At 46.7% G+C, this 16,895-nt stretch carries 14 protein-coding genes and 1 riboswitch; of the genes, 10 read left to right on the forward strand and 4 right to left on the reverse strand.

All coding sequences use genetic code 11. The features are described 5' to 3' along the window. Positions 1 to 149 precede the first annotated feature (149 nt). From thiE to thiM, 3 genes are read right to left on the reverse strand one after another with little or no spacing between them, the layout of a single operon-like run. On the reverse strand, positions 150 to 815 hold the full coding sequence (thiE, locus tag V6W81_RS04230; protein ID WP_338541700.1) for a thiamine phosphate synthase: 666 nt from the start codon (positions 813 to 815) through the stop codon (positions 150 to 152). Further along, positions 815 to 1,624 (reverse strand): bifunctional hydroxymethylpyrimidine kinase/phosphomethylpyrimidine kinase, encoded by an 810-nt coding sequence (gene thiD, locus V6W81_RS04235; RefSeq protein ID WP_338541701.1) that lies wholly within the window; start codon positions 1,622 to 1,624, stop codon positions 815 to 817. The genes thiE and thiD overlap by 1 nt, the downstream gene beginning before the upstream one ends. Beyond that, the gene (thiM, locus tag V6W81_RS04240; RefSeq protein WP_338541702.1) at positions 1,615 to 2,439 is read right to left on the reverse strand and encodes a hydroxyethylthiazole kinase; all 825 of its coding nucleotides are present in this window, start codon (positions 2,437 to 2,439) and stop codon (positions 1,615 to 1,617) included. Before thiM ends, thiD begins: the two co-directional genes overlap by 10 nt. Positions 2,440 to 2,666: 227 nt before the next feature. Then, a riboswitch (TPP riboswitch) is annotated at positions 2,667 to 2,767 on the reverse strand. Between the two features lie 270 nt (positions 2,768 to 3,037). Here thiM and V6W81_RS04245 point away from each other — a divergent pair. Beyond that, on the forward strand, positions 3,038 to 3,913 hold the full coding sequence (locus V6W81_RS04245) for a radical SAM/SPASM domain-containing protein (protein ID WP_186381067.1): 876 nt from the start codon (positions 3,038 to 3,040) through the stop codon (positions 3,911 to 3,913). Between the two features lie 350 nt (positions 3,914 to 4,263). After that, positions 4,264 to 4,932 (forward strand): pectate lyase, encoded by a 669-nt coding sequence (locus tag V6W81_RS04250; protein ID WP_338541703.1) that lies wholly within the window; start codon positions 4,264 to 4,266, stop codon positions 4,930 to 4,932. Between the two features lie 92 nt (positions 4,933 to 5,024). Here V6W81_RS04250 and V6W81_RS04255 read toward each other — a convergent pair whose 3' ends face one another. Then, the gene (locus tag V6W81_RS04255) at positions 5,025 to 5,978 is read right to left on the reverse strand and encodes a copper amine oxidase N-terminal domain-containing protein (protein ID WP_338541705.1); all 954 of its coding nucleotides are present in this window, start codon (positions 5,976 to 5,978) and stop codon (positions 5,025 to 5,027) included. A gap of 632 nt (positions 5,979 to 6,610) precedes the next feature. Between V6W81_RS04255 and V6W81_RS04260 the strand changes: the two genes are divergently transcribed. The 8 genes from V6W81_RS04260 to V6W81_RS04295 all read left to right on the forward strand — a co-directional run bounded on the left by V6W81_RS04260 (position 6,611) and on the right by V6W81_RS04295 (position 16,878). Next, positions 6,611 to 7,204: an ECF transporter S component gene (locus tag V6W81_RS04260; protein WP_338541707.1), complete on the forward strand. Its 594-nt coding sequence runs from the start codon at positions 6,611 to 6,613 to the stop codon at positions 7,202 to 7,204. After that, positions 7,205 to 8,761, forward strand: coding sequence for an ABC transporter ATP-binding protein (locus tag V6W81_RS04265; RefSeq protein WP_338541708.1), 1,557 nt, complete (start codon positions 7,205 to 7,207; stop codon positions 8,759 to 8,761). Continuing rightward, the gene (locus V6W81_RS04270) at positions 8,736 to 9,530 is read left to right on the forward strand and encodes an energy-coupling factor transporter transmembrane component T family protein (protein ID WP_338541709.1); all 795 of its coding nucleotides are present in this window, start codon (positions 8,736 to 8,738) and stop codon (positions 9,528 to 9,530) included. Before V6W81_RS04265 ends, V6W81_RS04270 begins: the two co-directional genes overlap by 26 nt. A gap of 116 nt (positions 9,531 to 9,646) precedes the next feature. Continuing rightward, positions 9,647 to 11,920 carry a PQQ-binding-like beta-propeller repeat protein gene (locus V6W81_RS04275; protein ID WP_338541710.1) on the forward strand — a complete coding sequence of 758 codons (2,274 nt, stop codon included), beginning with the start codon at positions 9,647 to 9,649 and terminating at the stop codon, positions 11,918 to 11,920. Positions 11,921 to 12,091: 171 nt separating this feature from the next. Beyond that, positions 12,092 to 12,922, forward strand: coding sequence for a methionine ABC transporter ATP-binding protein (locus V6W81_RS04280; protein ID WP_338541711.1), 831 nt, complete (start codon positions 12,092 to 12,094; stop codon positions 12,920 to 12,922). Then, positions 12,912 to 13,580: a methionine ABC transporter permease gene (locus V6W81_RS04285; protein ID WP_338541713.1), complete on the forward strand. Its 669-nt coding sequence runs from the start codon at positions 12,912 to 12,914 to the stop codon at positions 13,578 to 13,580. Before V6W81_RS04280 ends, V6W81_RS04285 begins: the two co-directional genes overlap by 11 nt. A gap of 65 nt (positions 13,581 to 13,645) precedes the next feature. Next, a complete protein-coding gene (locus tag V6W81_RS04290; RefSeq protein WP_307219227.1) occupies positions 13,646 to 14,485 on the forward strand; it encodes a MetQ/NlpA family ABC transporter substrate-binding protein in 840 nt (279 codons plus the stop codon). Positions 14,486 to 14,883: 398 nt separating this feature from the next. After that, the gene (locus V6W81_RS04295; protein ID WP_338543936.1) at positions 14,884 to 16,878 is read left to right on the forward strand and encodes a methyl-accepting chemotaxis protein; all 1,995 of its coding nucleotides are present in this window, start codon (positions 14,884 to 14,886) and stop codon (positions 16,876 to 16,878) included. Positions 16,879 to 16,895: the final 17 nt, after the last annotated feature.

The following is a 16,895-nucleotide window of genomic DNA, read 5'->3' on the forward strand; positions in this document are numbered from 1 at the left end:
AAGGTGTGTAAAAGTTACATAGTTCATAATGCGTAATGCTTAATCCATGATTCATAATGCAATAAAGCTAAAGGATGTACATGCGACGGACAGGCTCAGCATATAAACCCTGCGCCCCGGCGGGGTTGCCGCGGTGCAGGGGTGCATGGCTACGCCAGCATCCCACGCACCGCCGCAGCGAACTGCGCAGCCGCTGCGCGCACGTCGGCCGCGCCCGCAATGGCGGAGATGACGGCTACGCCGTCGGCTCCAGCCGCCATCACGGCGGCCGTGGTATCGGGCGTAATGCCGCCGATACCCACCACCGGAACTGCGATGCCTGCGGCGCGCAGTTCCGCAACCCCTGCGGGGCCCAGCACAGCATGGGCATCCGCTTTGGAGCGCGTCGGGTACATTGGCCCGACGCCAAGATAGTCGGCGCCCGCCTGCACCGCACGGCGGGCTTCCTTCACGGAGTGGGCGGATACGCCAAGCATCCGCCCAGCTCCCATGCGGGCGCGTACAAGCGCCGCGTCCGCATCGTCTTGGCCGACATGTACACCGTCGGCCTCCACAGCTACAGCCAGCTCCACATCATCGTTCACGATGAACGGTATTCCGTGCTGGCTGCACACCTCGCGAAGCCGCCATGCTAGAGCTAGGCGGGCTTCGCCAACCAGGGCACCAGTTCCTTTTTCCCGGAACTGGAACAGCGTAATGCCGCCAGCAATCGCCTGGCGCAGCACCTCCACAGGGTCTTGCGTGGTATTCACGCTACCCATCACCAAATACACTTGCATTGCGCGTCGCACCGCGTCTGCATTCAGCTCATGCATCACTGCCCACCTCGCTGCCTGCGCTGATACGCAAAATGATTCGTCGGCCCATGCCCAGCGCCAATGCCTAGCTCATCTTCAATGGCTGCCTGAATGAATGCTCGCGCAGTCGTGACGGCAGCCAGAACGGACGAACCTTTCGCCAGTTCAGCCGTAATGGCGGCAGAATACGTACAGCCTGTTCCGTGAGTATGAGGGGTCACAATTCGAATATTCTCCAGATAGTGAAAGGACTGCCCATCATAGAGTACATCGACAATCATGCCGCCCGTATCATGGCCGCCTTTGATCAAGGCATACGCAGAGCCCATCTGCACAAGGCGTCGGGCTGCCTCTTCCCGTTCACTTAAATTTCGAATGGACATGTCTGTCAGCAGTTCAGCTTCAGGAATATTTGGCGTGGTGATCTGTGCATGCGGGATCAGCTCCGTAATCAGTGTCTGAATAGCCTGCTGCTGAAGCAGCGGTGCGCCGCCCTTGGCTACCATAACGGGATCAATGACCAGATTAGACCATTCATAATGGCGCCATTTCTCGGCAACCAATTGAATAGTTTCCGTACTGTAGAGCATACCTGTTTTCACCGCATTAGGCTTGAAGTCGTCTCCGGTCGAATCGAGCTGTTGGGCTATCCCTTCATACGAAATCGGAAATACACCCTGAACTCCTGTTGTATTCTGCGCTGCAATGGCAGTAATGACGGTCATACCATATACACCAAGTTCTTGAAAGGTTTTGAGATCGGCTTGAATTCCAGCACCGCCGCCATTGTCCGATCCAGCGATTGTTAGAGCCTGAGCTATACGCATGGTGTATCTTCACCTCCATGGATGTGGCGAATAAGAGCACGTTGCTGTAGTACAGATGGGGATACATGGCCCAGTTGGTTCAATAGCTCGATCTGGAAACTGCCAGGGCCCTGGCTTTCCGTACGATCTGCAGCCATCTCAGCAGCAACACCGTAGAAGGCGAGAGCTTCTACCACACTATCCAGACGCTCCTTGTCGTCAGTCGCCACAGCTGCAAATGCGCCAATTACAGCACTGAGCAGACATCCCGCACCGGTAACTTGAGTTAAGAGGACGTGACCGTTGCTCACGAGATAGGTCAGATGTCCATTCGTAATGACATCTTCGCGACCCGTGATCACAACGATACAGTTTAACTTTTGAGCTGCACGCTCAGCTATTCCGATTCGATCTCCTTCACCTTGTCCAGCATCTACACCTTTGCTATTCCAGTGCTCACCAATAACATTGGCGACTTCTGCCACATTGCCACGCAAGATCGTGAGACGTAGCTCACGAACGAGCATCTGAACCTGCTCAGAGCGATAAGATGTGGCACCAGCGCCAACAGGATCAAGCACGACAGGGACTTGATGGGCGTTGGCAGATATACCAGCGAGCATGATGGACTGCACAACATCTGTATTAAGTGTGCCAATGTTGAGGACAACCGCGCCGGACATTTTCGCAACATCGGCAACCTCCTCGTGTGCATAAGCCATAAAAGGTGATGCTCCAAGTGCAAGCAAGCCATTGGCTACAAAGGGAGCTACCACAATGTTGGTGATATTGTGCACTAACGGATTTTGAGTGCGTATACGTTCCAAGTAAGACATCTGTTTTCCTCCATAAATTCATTTTCATAACTCACTGGCATTTTCCCAGAATTACATGTAGGCAAGCGGCTGAGAAATGCTATATTCTGATCTGCGATGACTCATTTTTTATCCTGAAAAATGCAAAAAGCCCCGCCCATTTCCGGAGAAATGAGTGGGGCTGAAGATTCAATTCGCAATTGGTTTTCATCATCCATATTCTGTATGATGAAACGCATGATGTTTATTGAAAGGCCGCTCCACTTCCCTCCGCTGGTATGATCCAGATCAGGTTCAAAGGGTCCGAAAGTTCATTCGTCTCAGCCGTCAGGCTCCCCCAGTGCATTGCTATATTCAGTTTTAGTACTTTTTGAACAGGTATTTATAGCTCCAGCATATATCACATGCAAGTCAGATGTAAAGAAGGGATGTGCCAGATTTCTGCTTCCGCTGAGCAGCAGGAATCTGATCTGAAACGTTGTTGTTCCCTACTTCCTAACCCGATATAATAGAGGTTGTTCCAAAAGAACACTTTAATCACGAACTAGTGAAAGTGTTATCGTTATATCACCAAATGAAGGTGGGACGCTTTCCCTCCGGAGAAGAATGGGGATCCGAGTTGAAAACATTCAAGAAAGTCTACATCGAAATTACAAGCATCTGTAACTTGGCGTGCAGCTTCTGTCCGCAGACCAAGCGTGCCAAAAATTTCATTGACCCTGACGTCTTTAATAATATACTGGATCAGATTAAGCCTCATACCAAACACATATATCTTCACGTCAAAGGTGAGCCGTTACTGCATCCCAAAATCGATCTGCTGCTGGATTCTGCACACGAGAAGGGGTTCAAGGTTAATATCACGACCAATGGTACGTTGCTGCCCAAGACACAGCATAAGCTGCTAGGTAAGCCAGCGTTACGTCAGATGAACTTTTCCTTGCACAGCTTCGACGGACATGAAGGCTCGACAGACCGCGAAGGCTATTTGAATAATGTGTTGACCTTTGTTCGTGAAGCGGTGAAACATAATGTTATCATTTCATTCCGACTATGGAACCTGACACAGGATAACTTTACGAATGCTCAGATGAACCGAAACCGGGAAACGCTTGAGGTGTTGGAGCGGGAGTTCGACTTGGATTTTCGGATCGAAGAAAAGGTCGTACCAGGTAGCGGTGTCAAAATCGCTCCGAATGTATACCTCAATCAAGATCATGAATTCCAGTGGCCAAGCTTGGATGCACCAGAGGATGATGGCAAAGGCTTCTGTCACGCACTTCGTAGTCAAGCAGCCGTTTTGGTGGATGGCACGGTTGTACCGTGTTGCCTGGATGGCGAAGGTGTAATTAACTTAGGCAACGTACATGAGAAGTCATTCTCGGAGATCGTTGATGGGGAACGAGCCAATAACTTATTTTATGGATTCTCGAAGAGGCAGGCCGTTGAAGAATTGTGCCGCAAGTGTGGGTACCGCCAGCGGTTTGGCGCATAGTTAGCATCGTTAGACATAACAAATAGTCCAATTGAGATCACGTTATCTGGTTACAGATGGCGTGATTTTTTGCTGTTTTTGCACAATGTTCATTTGTTCATCTGCCCTAAATAGAGCATATTCGAAGTTCAGAATAGCATACTGCCTGGGTATTCCAGTGTACGAAATGTGCTGATAAGGAAGGCTCCAAGGCGAATACCAAGACATATCACCTAATGATTATTCTCGTTACATTCCTTATTTGGTAGGATCAAGATACGTTCCAAGCAGAGGTGCACATCTGGGGAACTGTGAGGACAAGCTTAGGCTTATGCGCCACCAATCCATATGAATAGAGGAGGACATGTTCGATGAAAAAATTGTTAACGGTGTTATTGTCGTTTGGTCTGGTCGCTTCCGTATTTGGGGCAATTCCTGCGTCTGCTGCTCCCGAGATTGTGAAGACAACCATCATTGTAGAGAAGGGCAAGACGTATGATGGAAAAGGAAAAAGCGTCGCTGCCGATCCGAATACACTTGGTGATGGTAGTCAAAAGGAAAATCAAAAGCCTATCTTTCGCCTTGAGGCAGGCGCTACATTGAAGAACGTAGTCATTGAAGCACCAGCAGCTGATGGCGTGCACTGTTATGGTAGTTGTAACATTGAGAATGTCACCTGGAAGGATGTTGGAGAGGATGCATTGACTTTGAAATCATCAGGAACGGTGAACATTACGGGTGGAGCAGCTTACAAAGCATATGACAAAGTATTTCAGATGAATGCATCCGGAACGATTAACATCAAAAATTTCAGAGCAGATGATATTGGCAAGCTCGTTCGTCAAAATGGAGGCACATCCTATGCCGTGACCATGAATGTGGATAATTCGAACATTTCCAATGTGAAGGATTCCATTTTGCGAACAGACAGCGGCAGTACGAAGGGGAAAATTACGAACACCAGATATTCGAAGGTGCCTACGTTATTCAAAGGATTCTCGTCAGGCAATACAAGTCAATCAGGGAATACGCAGTATTAATGCAGCGAACAGATAAAAGGCATCCCGCGGGATGCCTTTTCCTATAGTTTCAGCTAGATGAGGTAGCATGCATGTCCATAAGGCTCCTACTTCTACTTTTCATCCGGCACGTTAACAAAGATACTTCCTTTGGATGGTACAGCGGCCCCTTCAGCTACCGATCCGGCTTTGTTGGTGACCGTATAAGAGGTTTCCTCGGCCATGAGTGAGTACTGGAATGACACGATCGTTTTACCAGCTAATGAAGGGCGTGTTCCAGCTTCGGCATATGGCTTCGTTTTGACGAAGAACAGATCACCAAGAGTCCCGGAACCGTTACCTATGTTTGCTTGCCATTTCAGGAAGGCCTGACCGTTTTTGACCTCATAATAACTGATTAGATCGTTGTTTTCGTTAATGAAGAATCGATCTTTTTTGCCTTGCTCAAATATATAGGCTGTGGTGGAGTCCACATCACCACGCTCTTCACGTAGCTCCAGACGAGGTTGTCCCAACTTCGAGAAACGTGGTAGATGAATTGCAGCCTCGCGCGCAGCCACGAGATCATTGCCGTTATATGCTTTAACGAGGGCAGTATCCGTTTGATAGATGTAAGCTTCCTTCGAGGCCTGATTCCAACTAACCTGGGCGCCAAAGGCATCGCCAATGGCTCGGAGTGGAAGCATAGCTTTGCCATTGACCAGAATAGGAGCTGCTGCAAGTGTCGCTGTTTGACCATTTTTCGTTATCGTTTTGGTGTTAGGCGCAAGAATGTATTTGTCGCGATCGGTCTGGATACTAATTTCTTTAGTTTTGTTGTTATAGCCGAATGTATAGTTGCCCAAGAATTGAAGTTCGGTCAGTGCTACATAGGTGACACCTTGCCGAATGACGACGTCATAGGAAGCTGGGATGTTATTAATATACGCTGTGGGTTTGTGGTTGGTAGCTGCTTCTACGACGATGGGTGACAGCAGTGCGGGTGCCGTACCTGCGGTGAGAATCGAAGCGGCAAGAATCATCTTCCATTTTTTTTGCTGCCAAACCGAGTGGATATTTTTCATCATAATCAATCTCCCTTCTAAGTGTACAGACGGAATATTTATCCCAAAAGTTTCATATAGTTGTAAATCACATCCTGTCATTAACCTAACGTATCTATAGCGAAACAATGCTCGCAGGTGGATTCAGACACTAGATTAGTAAGCGTACCAAGGTAGTTTTAGTGAACATAGCATTGCTACAATTACCCATATAGTGTACATTAAAGGCAATGAAATAAGTGAACCGGGTGCTCAATGAAGTTGGGCTGAGAGGGCGGCCTTATGCTGCTGACCGTAATATCTGATCTGGGTAATGCCAGCGTAGAGAACATAGAATCACAGTGAACAAGACGTTGAAAATAGCGTAATGAGTATCATTTCGAAGCCTAGTTATTTTGCAATCATCTATGGATGTACAATTTTGATCCTGTTTAAGAGGGTCACGGTAAACTTATGCAAAATATAATGACGGAATGTGAGTCCGATCATGAATGAAATGCGCTTATTATATTTTTTGGTACATTGTCTACTGCTGATCACCATGACGATACGTAGGTCTGCCTGGAAACCGGGGAGGCTTTTTTTGTGTTCTACCAATCTAGGACGTGGAGTTTTCGGACACACCCTAAACAAGACAAAGGAAGGAAGTTGTTCACATGGGAAATGCAGTGCGCAGTAATAAGTTGAGGTTGACGGATATTTTGGTAACGATTGTGATTGCGGTTGTGTTTGGCGTGATCTACAAAATATGGGGGCCTACTTATGATCTAATGAAGCCTTTCGGAATACATGCCGAGCAGATGATTTATGGCATGTGGTTTATGGCGGGAACCTTTGCATTTATTGTGATTCGCAAACCCGGCGTAGCGATCTTAGCCGAGGTTGCCGCAGCAACGGTAAGTGCTTTTCTGGGAAGTGAATGGGGCATGTCTACACTAGTCTATGGATTACTGCAGGGATTAGGTGCCGAGGTCTTCTTTGCAGTGTTTCGCTATCGCGTTGCAAACCTGATGGTAACTTGTTTAGCAGCAGTTGGTGCAGCGGCGGCTTCGCTTATACTGGATTACCAATATGGATACATCGATTCATTGTCGGCATGGAATTACACCTTGTTTATCGGTTTCCGCTTCCTTGGAAGTATTATCATTGCAGGAGTGTTTGCTTATTATCTGGCCAAAGCGCTAGAGCTTACAGGGGTAACACGTTCACTTCGGCCTGTATCGAAACAGGATTACGAGGCATTGGACTAAATGCATGAAGAAGAGCGTTCACAGGTTGTAGGGGTAACCAATCTAAGATGTAAGTTCCCTGGAGAGCAGGCCGTGTTATTTCAAGGCTTGTCTCTCTCTATACGCCAGGGAGAAAAGGTACTGTTGCTTGGGCCGAGTGGCTCTGGCAAGTCAACATTATTGCAAATATTGAGTGGCATCATCCCGAATTCAGTAGAGATTCCGATGAAATGTGATGATATCCAGGTGCCGAAGCAAGCCGGGTTTGTTTTTCAGGATCCGGACACCCAGTTTTGCATGTCCTATACAGATGAAGAAATTGCCTTTGTGCTGGAGAACCGGAATATACCACGAGAACATATGCCTGAGCTGATTAGCCAATACCTGAACCAAGTGGGATTAAAGTTCGAACGGAATCGCCAATTGATCCACTCGATGTCCCAGGGCATGAAGCAACGTCTAGCTATGGCCTCCATGCTGGCGATGCAACCTGATGTGCTGTTTCTAGATGAACCGACAGCATTGCTTGATGACGAGGGAACTACGCAAGTGTGGGATACGGTGAAGCAGATCATGCAGAACAAAACACTGATTATTGTGGAACACAAAATTAATGAGATTGTGGAATTAGTTGATCGAATCATCGTGCTTTCACCAGACGGAAAGATTGTTGCGGACGACCGTGCAGAGCAGATCTTTGCGAATTATCGTGAAATGCTGCGAGACTATGGGATTTGGTACCCAGGGGTATGGGATGAACAGGAACAAGAACATGGGCAAAATCAGAAACAAGAGCAAGGGTTGCATCGATCAAGTAATAGATTCGCATCAGAGGATCACCGAGTGATGACCGATACGGAAACCTGCAAGACAGGCTCCCTAACTGATCCAGTGAAGGTGAGTACACCGGAAGCAGAGCCTGCACTTGAGTTACAGCATTTCACCGGATGGCGAGGGAAAACGCCGTTTATTGAGATTGAACAGGCACAGGTGTGGCATGGGGATTGGATCGCGGTCGTTGGAGCCAACGGTGCTGGCAAAAGCTCTTTGTTATTAGCTCTCATGAATATATTGAAAACAACAGGTTATTATCGCGTAGAAGGGCAATTACCTGGTAAAACAGAGAAATTGGCTGATCATATTGCATTTGTATTCCAGAATCCAGAATTTCAATTTGTTGCTCATTCCGTTAAGGATGAAGTGGAATTTTCACTTCTGTCTGGAACGCTCTCTGCGGAAGAGCGGCATCAGCAGACGTATGCCATGCTGGAACAATTTAACCTGCAGGATTTAACGGATCGACATCCGTATCAATTATCCATGGGACAGAAACGGCGGTTAAGTGTTGCTTCTGCTCTGGTACGTGAGCAACGTATTCTGTTGCTGGATGAACCGACATTTGGTCAGGATGCCCGTAATACGTTTGCGATGTTATCACAACTGGAGCGACTACGTCGCCAAGGAACAGCAATCATTATGGTCACACATGATCGAGAAATTGTGAAGAGGTATTGCACACATGTCTGGACGATTGATAAGGGGAGGTTGACCGATGCAGATCTCGTTTCCACACCGTGAAACCTGGCTCCATGCGGTCAACCCGGGTCTCAAGCTCGTTATTCTGACACTGATGTTTATTATGGTCATTCTCATACACAATCTGAATGTTATGGCTAATGTAGCGATTGTCATGCTGCTATTACTATGCTGGTCAGGTCACCCGTGGTATAGGCTGCTTTTGTACGCCTCGCCCTTCATCCTGGTGTTCATTTCTACTTCAACCGGGATGATGATGTTTGGTACGGGGCAAACCACTTGGTTCCGCTCGGGACTTATTCATATTACAGAAGAAAGCTTCTATCGTGGGATGCATCTGGGGTTCCGTTCTTTAAGCATGGCAGCAGCCGGTTTGTTATTTGGACTTACGACCAAACCTGTTCGTTTATTCTATTCATTAATGCAGCAATGGCGTTTACCAGCCAAGTATGCGTATAGCTTTCTTGCGGCGATGCGTATGATCCCGATTCTATTGGATGAGTTTCAGACGTTACGCTATGCCATTCGTATTCGAGGTACGAAGCAGCGTGGTTCTCGTTGGAACCTATATGGCACGTTGAAACGGTACGCCATTCCTCTACTCGCTCAGAGCATCCGTCGCGCGCAACGAATGGCGATTGCGATGGAGGCAAAAGGGTTCGCAGAAGGACAGCATCGTACCTATTACGTGCAGGTTGGTTACTCACGTGCGGATCTATGGTTCACATTGTATTATGTCATCATGTTATCCATCGCCTTTGCTTTGGGAATCCTGTACCCTTACCATCCTAATCTGGTGGACGTCAGATAGTACGAGAACAAGAGAATGCAAGTGAGCAGCGAAATTAATTTTGATTCAATGGGTAACTTTTCTTTGTTCAAAACGTCTTTAATGGAAATAACTTCTATTTGAGTGGAGTGAACATCGTGAAGATTGGGCCAAACGGAGTAAATGCAAGGTATCCATGGGTTACAGTAATGGGGGTATCCCTCATGCTCGTTACAGGCTGTGGGTTACTGGATAATCGCACGGATGTTGGAGGAGAACCAAGCTCAATTACAGTAACGCAAGCTAAGCCTACCCAAGTTAATTATAAACAGGGAGAAGCCGTGACGGTTGTGCCCAATACACCTTTGTTCATCCAGAGAGTAGAACGCCGTGAAGATCTGGACAGCGTGAAGCTGCAATCGTACACGACCCACATGGAGAAATGGAAGGTACGGTCTACAGAAGGGGAATGGATTCGGGTTCAGGATGAGAATCGGGGAACGGTGTGGTTCCCAGCATGGTATGCATCGAAAGAGAGTCGCAGTGTTGAAGCGGTCAATCCACAGACTTTTAAACTGCATCCAGGCCGTAAATTATATTTATCTCCAGGGAGCAAAACAAGCTGGCCAATCGGTGCTGAAGAAGCATTTCTAATAAAAAAATGGAATGGATGGTATGGTGTCTCAATAACGCCGCGCAACTGGACGAAGAATAGTTTGGATTACCTTCCGCCACTGCTCTGGGTTAAGGCAGAGGATATTGACCAGCATGAAAATATAAAGGATGGTTGGCTTCAGCAGAATTCGGCGTTGACTACTACAGCGATCAGACATCTAACCTTTCTAAAGTTCAATAAGTCAGTAACTTCGAAGCAGGTGAAGCAATGGCTTGGTGAACCGGATTGGAAAGAACATTCGACCAATCTCTCCGATACAGGCCAGAAGATGAGTATTGGCGAGACTTGGCGGTATGAGCGAAAGGATGGTCAGTTTCTTGTAACCTTTAGCCAGGCCGGCAAGATCGCTCGAACAGAGTGGCGTATTTTACAGAATGGACAGACGTACAGTTGGGATAAGTATTATTTTAATACCGGTGAAGAGTATGAATACACGAACAAGACAGACGCCAAAGTGCTGCCAGCTACACTGCCTTGGAAGCCGATCTGGACGAATCAGGGCGGAATTAATTATACCTTCTTACAGGCAGCGAATGAGGATGTGCTTTTAATGGAAGGTGACGATGGTGGATTAAGTGGTAACCATTACGAAAGTTCAATGTATGCTCTGGATCGACATTCTGGAGAGAAGCTGTGGGAGGTCAATGCCGGTTATGGTATACAGCAAGCTCAGATGGATATTGAACGTGAGCATGTTACCATATTTACAGATTATGATTCGGATAAGAAAAGCTACAATGATCGTGTCCGTCATCTCCGACTGAATGATGGTCAGGTGATGTGGGGATTCAATCCTAAGCAGGGATATGAAGTGAACTATATAACGGCAGCTAAGCATGTGGTTGTTGTAGATCGTCGTCTGAGCGAAAATTCAAATGGTGGGCATCTATCCGTACTGAATAGTAAGAATGGTAAAGTATTATGGACACGCAAGCTTAACAAAGGTTACCAGTTGTTGAACCAGCGTGCAGAAGATCCATATGTGCTGTATTGGGATAAAGGAAAACTCACGGCGGCTGATCCGTTAACAGGACGTGTCGTTTGGAATATCGTAGCTAAGAAGTCTACAGTAGATCACCCAGAGAACAATCCATACTTTGATGGGATATATCGTATAGACCCTTTTCAGAGCCCAAGACCTGAACGTTGGATGCTGCTCGCTGATCAGTGGACGCTGGTGGATTTGAATACAGGCAAAAAGCGGGAACATTTCCCTGCTAAACACGAACAGCAGATCGAGGTATTAAACGATGGTATGGTACTGATTCGTGAAAATAAACACGGGCATCAATACGGTGAATACGAAGATTTCACAACAACACTCTATGATCCACAGCGTGGCCAGAAACGTTGGAGTGTGAACGCTAAGATTGAACGTGGTCTGATAGATGGGGATCACGTATACGTGATCCGGAATGGCTCTCCTGCTGCACTGGATTATAAGACGGGAAAATTGCGCTGGAGTGTTAAAGAGACGTTAGGAACGGTGCGGCACCCTATCAATCAGGGGAGTTACACGCTCATTAATGATCAGTTACTGCTGCCTATGGGGGCAGATCTGCTCGTCTTCAACGCGCAAAACGGGGAACTGATAGGCAGGGTGAATGATATTGTTACAGGCCAGCCAGAGCATAGAGATCGACAGGCCAAGAACGGAGCGATAAACCGCATTGGAGATGAAGTCTATATCGGCTCATCCAATGGGCGATTCAGTTTATATAAATCACAAGACTTATTAACAGAGATGGTTCAATAATGATCCCTTTTGAACGCTCATTAATAGAGGTTGCGCCTTAAGGGTTGTCTCATAGTGCATGTTGATTTATTATAAATAAACAGGATTGCTCGCGCTCCGGTTATCGGCTGTGCGGGCTTTCTTCATGTGTTCGCGAAGAACCATGCACGATTAATCGCGGGAGGAATCTCCATGATTTCATTACACGGAGTAAGCAAACGTTATTACGAGCGGGGCGAACGTGCAGATCAGGGGTTCGAGGCGCTAAGCTCTGTCTCGCTTGAGATAGGACAAGGGAAGATCCATGGCATTATCGGTGCCAGTGGTGCCGGCAAATCCACGCTGTTACGACTGCTTAATGGGCTGGAGAAACCGGATGAAGGCGACGTGTTTGTCAATGGACAGAATCTCACGGGGATGAGTGAACAACATCTTCGTAAGGCTCGTCAATCCATCGGTATGATCTTCCAGCATTTTAATCTGGTCAGCAATCGTACTGTAATCGGTAATGTCTGTATGCCTTTGGAGCTGGCAGGTGGGTCATCCCGTGCTGAGCGGGCTGCCCGAGGCATGGAAGTCTTGAGATTTGTCGGTCTTGAGGATAAAGCGAAGCAGTATCCTGCACAGTTAAGTGGCGGGCAGAAGCAACGTGTGGCGATTGCCAGAGCGCTTGCGAGCCGTCCCAGTGTTCTCCTCTGCGATGAGCCTACATCGTCACTCGACCCACAGACGACGAGTGGAATTCTGGATGTACTTCGTCATGTTAACCAGACGCTAGGTGTGACGATTGTTGTGGTTACTCATCAGATGGAGGTTGCACGTCGGCTCTGCCATCAAATATCGGTGATGAGAGAAGGGCGTATCATCAGAACCTTATCTGAAGCAGAGGTCAGCAGCATTCCAGAACCTCAGCCCGACATGCTGACATCATTATTGTTGTATGATGAGGCGGAGAGTAAGCCAGAGTGGACTGGCCCAGTCTCAGGTCACACGGAACAAGGGGGACGTAAGAATGATACCTGAATCCGTGATCAAATATCAGGATGAGATATGGCAAGCGATCGGAGATACCTTTGTCATGGTCGGCATCTCCATTGCGGCAGCAATTCTGATCGGGTTGCCTCTGGGAACGCTGCTATATTTGTTCAGAAGGGGTCAGCGATACGAAAACAAACCGTTGTTTACGATTCTCGGAAGCCTGGTTAATATTATTCGTTCGTTTCCTTTCCTGCTGCTAGTTGTATTCATGATTCCGTTCACTCGGATTGTGGTGGGCACGTCCATCGGTACACTTGCGGCATCTGTTCCACTATCAGTGATTGCTATTGCTTTGTACGCTAGACTCGTTGAACAGGCCTTGCTCGATGTGCCCAAAGGCGTGGTTGAAGCGGCTACATCGATGGGAGCATCAACCTTACAGCTTGTTGTGAAATTTCTATATGTAGAGGCTCGATCAAGCCTTATATTGGGTCTTACGACGGCGACCATCAGTTTTATCTCCTACTCCACAGTGATGGGGATTGTTGGTGGAGGCGGTGTTGGTGATTTTGCGATTCGGTATGGTTACCAGCGGTACGAAACGGATATTATGTTATTTACGATTATCATTATGATTATCTTGGTACAGACGATTCAATATGCAGGTAGCAGATTATCACGCTGGCTTGATCGTCGATCTTGAGCGTATAATGAGGTCGAAATGAACATGTCACACACAGACTACATAATGAAGGGGTTAAAGATGAAATGAAAGCGAAATTAATGCTTACACTGCTTGCAGTGATGCTTGTAGTAGCCGGTTGCGGTCAGAAGGAAGCCGCACCTGCGGCGGAAGGAACGAACACAGACAACGAAGCAACACAGGAAGTTACATTGAAAGTGGCTACACTGATTCCACCAATGACGGATGTGTTGGACATTGTTAAACCATTGTTGAAAGAAGATGGCGTGAATCTGGAAGTTGTGGTTTTATCCGATAATGTGCAGCCGAATACAGCGCTAGCGAACAAAGAGGTGGATGCTAACTTCTTCCAGCATTTGCCTTATATGACTCAATATAATGAAGCACATAACTCCAATCTGGTCGGCGTTCAACCCATCTACAATGCGATCTACGGCGCATATTCCAAAACATACAAGTCAATGGATGAACTGCCGGATGGCGCAACGGTTGCAATTGCCAACGATGCTTCGAACACAGGACGTTCATTAGTCATGATGGAGCAGAATGGTTTGATTAAGTTGAAAGAGGGCGTAGGATTCGATGCTACACTATCGGATGTTATTGAGAATCCTAAGAACTTCCAGTTTAAAGAAGTGGACCTGCTGATGCTGGCTCGTATGTTGGATGATGCAGATCTGGTTGCGATGACACCTGCTTATGCAAGCCCACTGGGTCTTACGCCGAAGAAGGATGCACTCTTCACGGAGAAGGATGATTCTCATTTTGCCATCACATTGGTTGCTCGTGAAGATAATAAGGACTCCGAAGCCATTCAGAAATTGGCGAAACGTATGGCTGGTCCTGAGGTAAAAGCATTCTTCGAAGAAAACTATGCAGATATCGCAATTCCGGCATTTGAATAAGGTGTGAATCTGAACACGTCAATTGAATAAAATTAACTAGAAGATCTGAGCGCTAATGCTCAGGTCTTTTTTTGATGGCTGTTGAGTAATAGACAGTTTTCTTAATATGTGTTTAAAAAGTTAACATTTTAGTCATATCGCTAGATTACTTTATTTAATAACTTTTTCTTATAATTAGCTTGAAAAATAGTTCTTTAGCATTAGGAAAAGTGGAAATCAAGAGATTTTTTGATGAGAAAGGTGTCGCTTTTCAGTTGTTAGACCTATTTATGGGGGTTGGAAGAAGTGCGTCTAGCAGACCGAGCATTGTCATGTGTTAGAAGAAAGGAGTAGAACGGAAATCTAAAGGAAAGAAATATTTTAAACTAAATATATGTCGGAAGAGGTAGAGAAACTTGGTGAGAAAAAAGAGGAAGTTGGTTTCATTAACCAAAATTCATAAAAACTTTAAGGCTAAACTAGCGTTGTCATTAATCGCTTTTTTGGTCATACCTTCGTTCTTGGTTGGAATATTAGCATATAACAATGCGAGAGGCGAAATAGAAAAACAAATTTTACATAGTGCGATAGAGAATGTTAACCTGGCTAATTCAACCATTGATATTGTGATAAATGCTAAGCGTAGCCACATCGAATTCTATGCAGATAAGCTCACAGGAGTAATGGGTCAAGAAGATGCGGAGACATCGATTGTGGATGAATTGAAGGACTATGCTGGGCAAAATCCAGATATTATAACCATCGGCTTGGGGACGGAGGAAGGCGTGTATCTCATGTCGTCTGACGGCGATATGCCGGATGGCTATGATCCAAGAACAAGACCATGGTATATCGAAGCGATGGGAAGCCCGGATGAAGTTATTGTAAGTGATCCGTATACTTCTGTTGAGACGAACGATGTTACCATCACCATTGCGAAGGCGCTTCGTGACAGATCTGGTGTGGTAGAGCTGGATCTGGATTTGACCGACATTAGTGGTTTGGTTAGCGGAATTAAGGTAGGGGAAGAAGGATATATGATTTTGCTGGATAGCAGTAAAAAGTATATTTATCACCCAACTCAGCCTGCTGGAACAGACGCGACAGAGGATCTGTGGACACAGGTGTACGAGAATCCTTCAGGGCAATTCAACTATACACTGGGACAAGACGAGAAAATTATGTATTTCGATACTAACGCATCGACAGAGTGGAAAGTGGCTGGAACGATGTATTCCTCTGAAATTGACACTGCGGCTGCACCTATTTTGCATCGGATGATTATTATCATTTCAGCTTGTCTTATTGTAGGATGCGTCATTATTTTGCTGGTCATGCGTTCTATTGTTCGACCGATTCGCCGTCTGAAAGACCAAGCGATCCAAGTGAGCGAGGGGGATCTTACCCAGACGATTGTTAGTACAAGTCATGATGAGATCGGTGAGCTAAGTGATGCGTTTGGGAAAATGCAGGACAATCTGCGATTGTTGATTCAAAATGTCGAGAAAAGCGCAAGTGAAGTTGTTGCTTCCTCAGAGGAAATGACACAGAGTGCAGAATCCACCAGTGCCGCTAGTGAGCAGGTTGCACGGGCTATCCAGGAAATTGCGAGCGGTGCAGAAAGACAGACGAATGGCATCGAACATAATCATGGAGCGATGAGTGAAATGACCGTAGGCATTACTCGCATTTCCGAAAGCTCTATGCGTGTCGCCGACTTAGCGAAGCATACTACCGTTCAGGCGGAAGAGGGTGGGGAAGCGGTTAAACAGACCGTCAGCCAGATGCATTCCATCCAGAATACCGTAGAAGAGACCAATCAACTGATTCAGGCGTTATATGAACGCTCTAACCAGATTTCTGCGATTACAGAACTGATCGGTAACATAGCCAAGAAGACGAATTTGCTTGCCCTGAATGCCTCGATTGAAGCTGCTCGTGCAGGTGAACACGGTAATGGTTTTGCCGTCGTAGCGGGTGAAGTGCGCGTATTGGCGGAACAATCCCAACAATCCGTGAGCGAAATTACGGCTCTCACTAATGCTGTTCAAGAGGATATGGCTGCCTCGGTTCGTATGATGGCAAAGGTAACCACAGAGGTTGGTGATGGTATGACCATCTCAACAGAAGCGATTCAGAAGTTTGAATACATTTTGAATAGCATGAGAGATACAACACCACAGATTGAAGAGATTGCAGCGACGTCACAGCAGATTACAGCAGGTGTGCAGGAAGTAGCAGCGATCTCTAAAGAGTTGGCAGGTATTGCTGGGGCTAATGCGGCAACGTCCGAAGAAGTTGCGGCCTCGTCAGAGGAGCAACTAGCAGCGATGGAGGAGATTTCATCTTCAGCACGAAGCTTAACGTCCATGGCGGAGCATCTACAAGGAATGATTCAGAAATTCAAATATTAAACCCGTATTAGGATATA

Source organism: Paenibacillus tundrae, from assembly GCF_036884255.1.
In the GTDB taxonomy this organism is placed as follows: Bacteria; Bacillota; Bacilli; order Paenibacillales; family Paenibacillaceae; genus Paenibacillus.

Bases quoted from the DNA above. Each gene is read 5' to 3' on its own strand.
- thiE (WP_338541700.1), bottom strand. From the start codon at position 815: ATGCATGAGCTGAATGCAGACGCGGTGCGACGCGCAATGCAAGTGTAT.
- V6W81_RS04255 (WP_338541705.1), bottom strand. From the start codon at position 5,978: ATGATGAAAAATATCCACTCGGTTTGGCAGCAAAAAAAATGGAAGATG.
- thiM (WP_338541702.1), bottom strand. From the start codon at position 2,439: ATGTCTTACTTGGAACGTATACGCACTCAAAATCCGTTAGTGCACAAT.
- V6W81_RS04250 (WP_338541703.1), top strand. From the start codon at position 4,264: ATGAAAAAATTGTTAACGGTGTTATTGTCGTTTGGTCTGGTCGCTTCC.
- V6W81_RS04285 (WP_338541713.1), top strand. From the start codon at position 12,912: ATGATACCTGAATCCGTGATCAAATATCAGGATGAGATATGGCAAGCG.
- V6W81_RS04270 (WP_338541709.1), top strand. From the start codon at position 8,736: ATGCAGATCTCGTTTCCACACCGTGAAACCTGGCTCCATGCGGTCAAC.
- V6W81_RS04260 (WP_338541707.1), top strand. From the start codon at position 6,611: ATGGGAAATGCAGTGCGCAGTAATAAGTTGAGGTTGACGGATATTTTG.
- thiD (WP_338541701.1), bottom strand. From the start codon at position 1,624: ATGCGTATAGCTCAGGCTCTAACAATCGCTGGATCGGACAATGGCGGC.
- V6W81_RS04265 (WP_338541708.1), top strand. From the start codon at position 7,205: ATGCATGAAGAAGAGCGTTCACAGGTTGTAGGGGTAACCAATCTAAGA.
- V6W81_RS04280 (WP_338541711.1), top strand. From the start codon at position 12,092: ATGATTTCATTACACGGAGTAAGCAAACGTTATTACGAGCGGGGCGAA.
- V6W81_RS04290 (WP_307219227.1), top strand. From the start codon at position 13,646: ATGAAAGCGAAATTAATGCTTACACTGCTTGCAGTGATGCTTGTAGTA.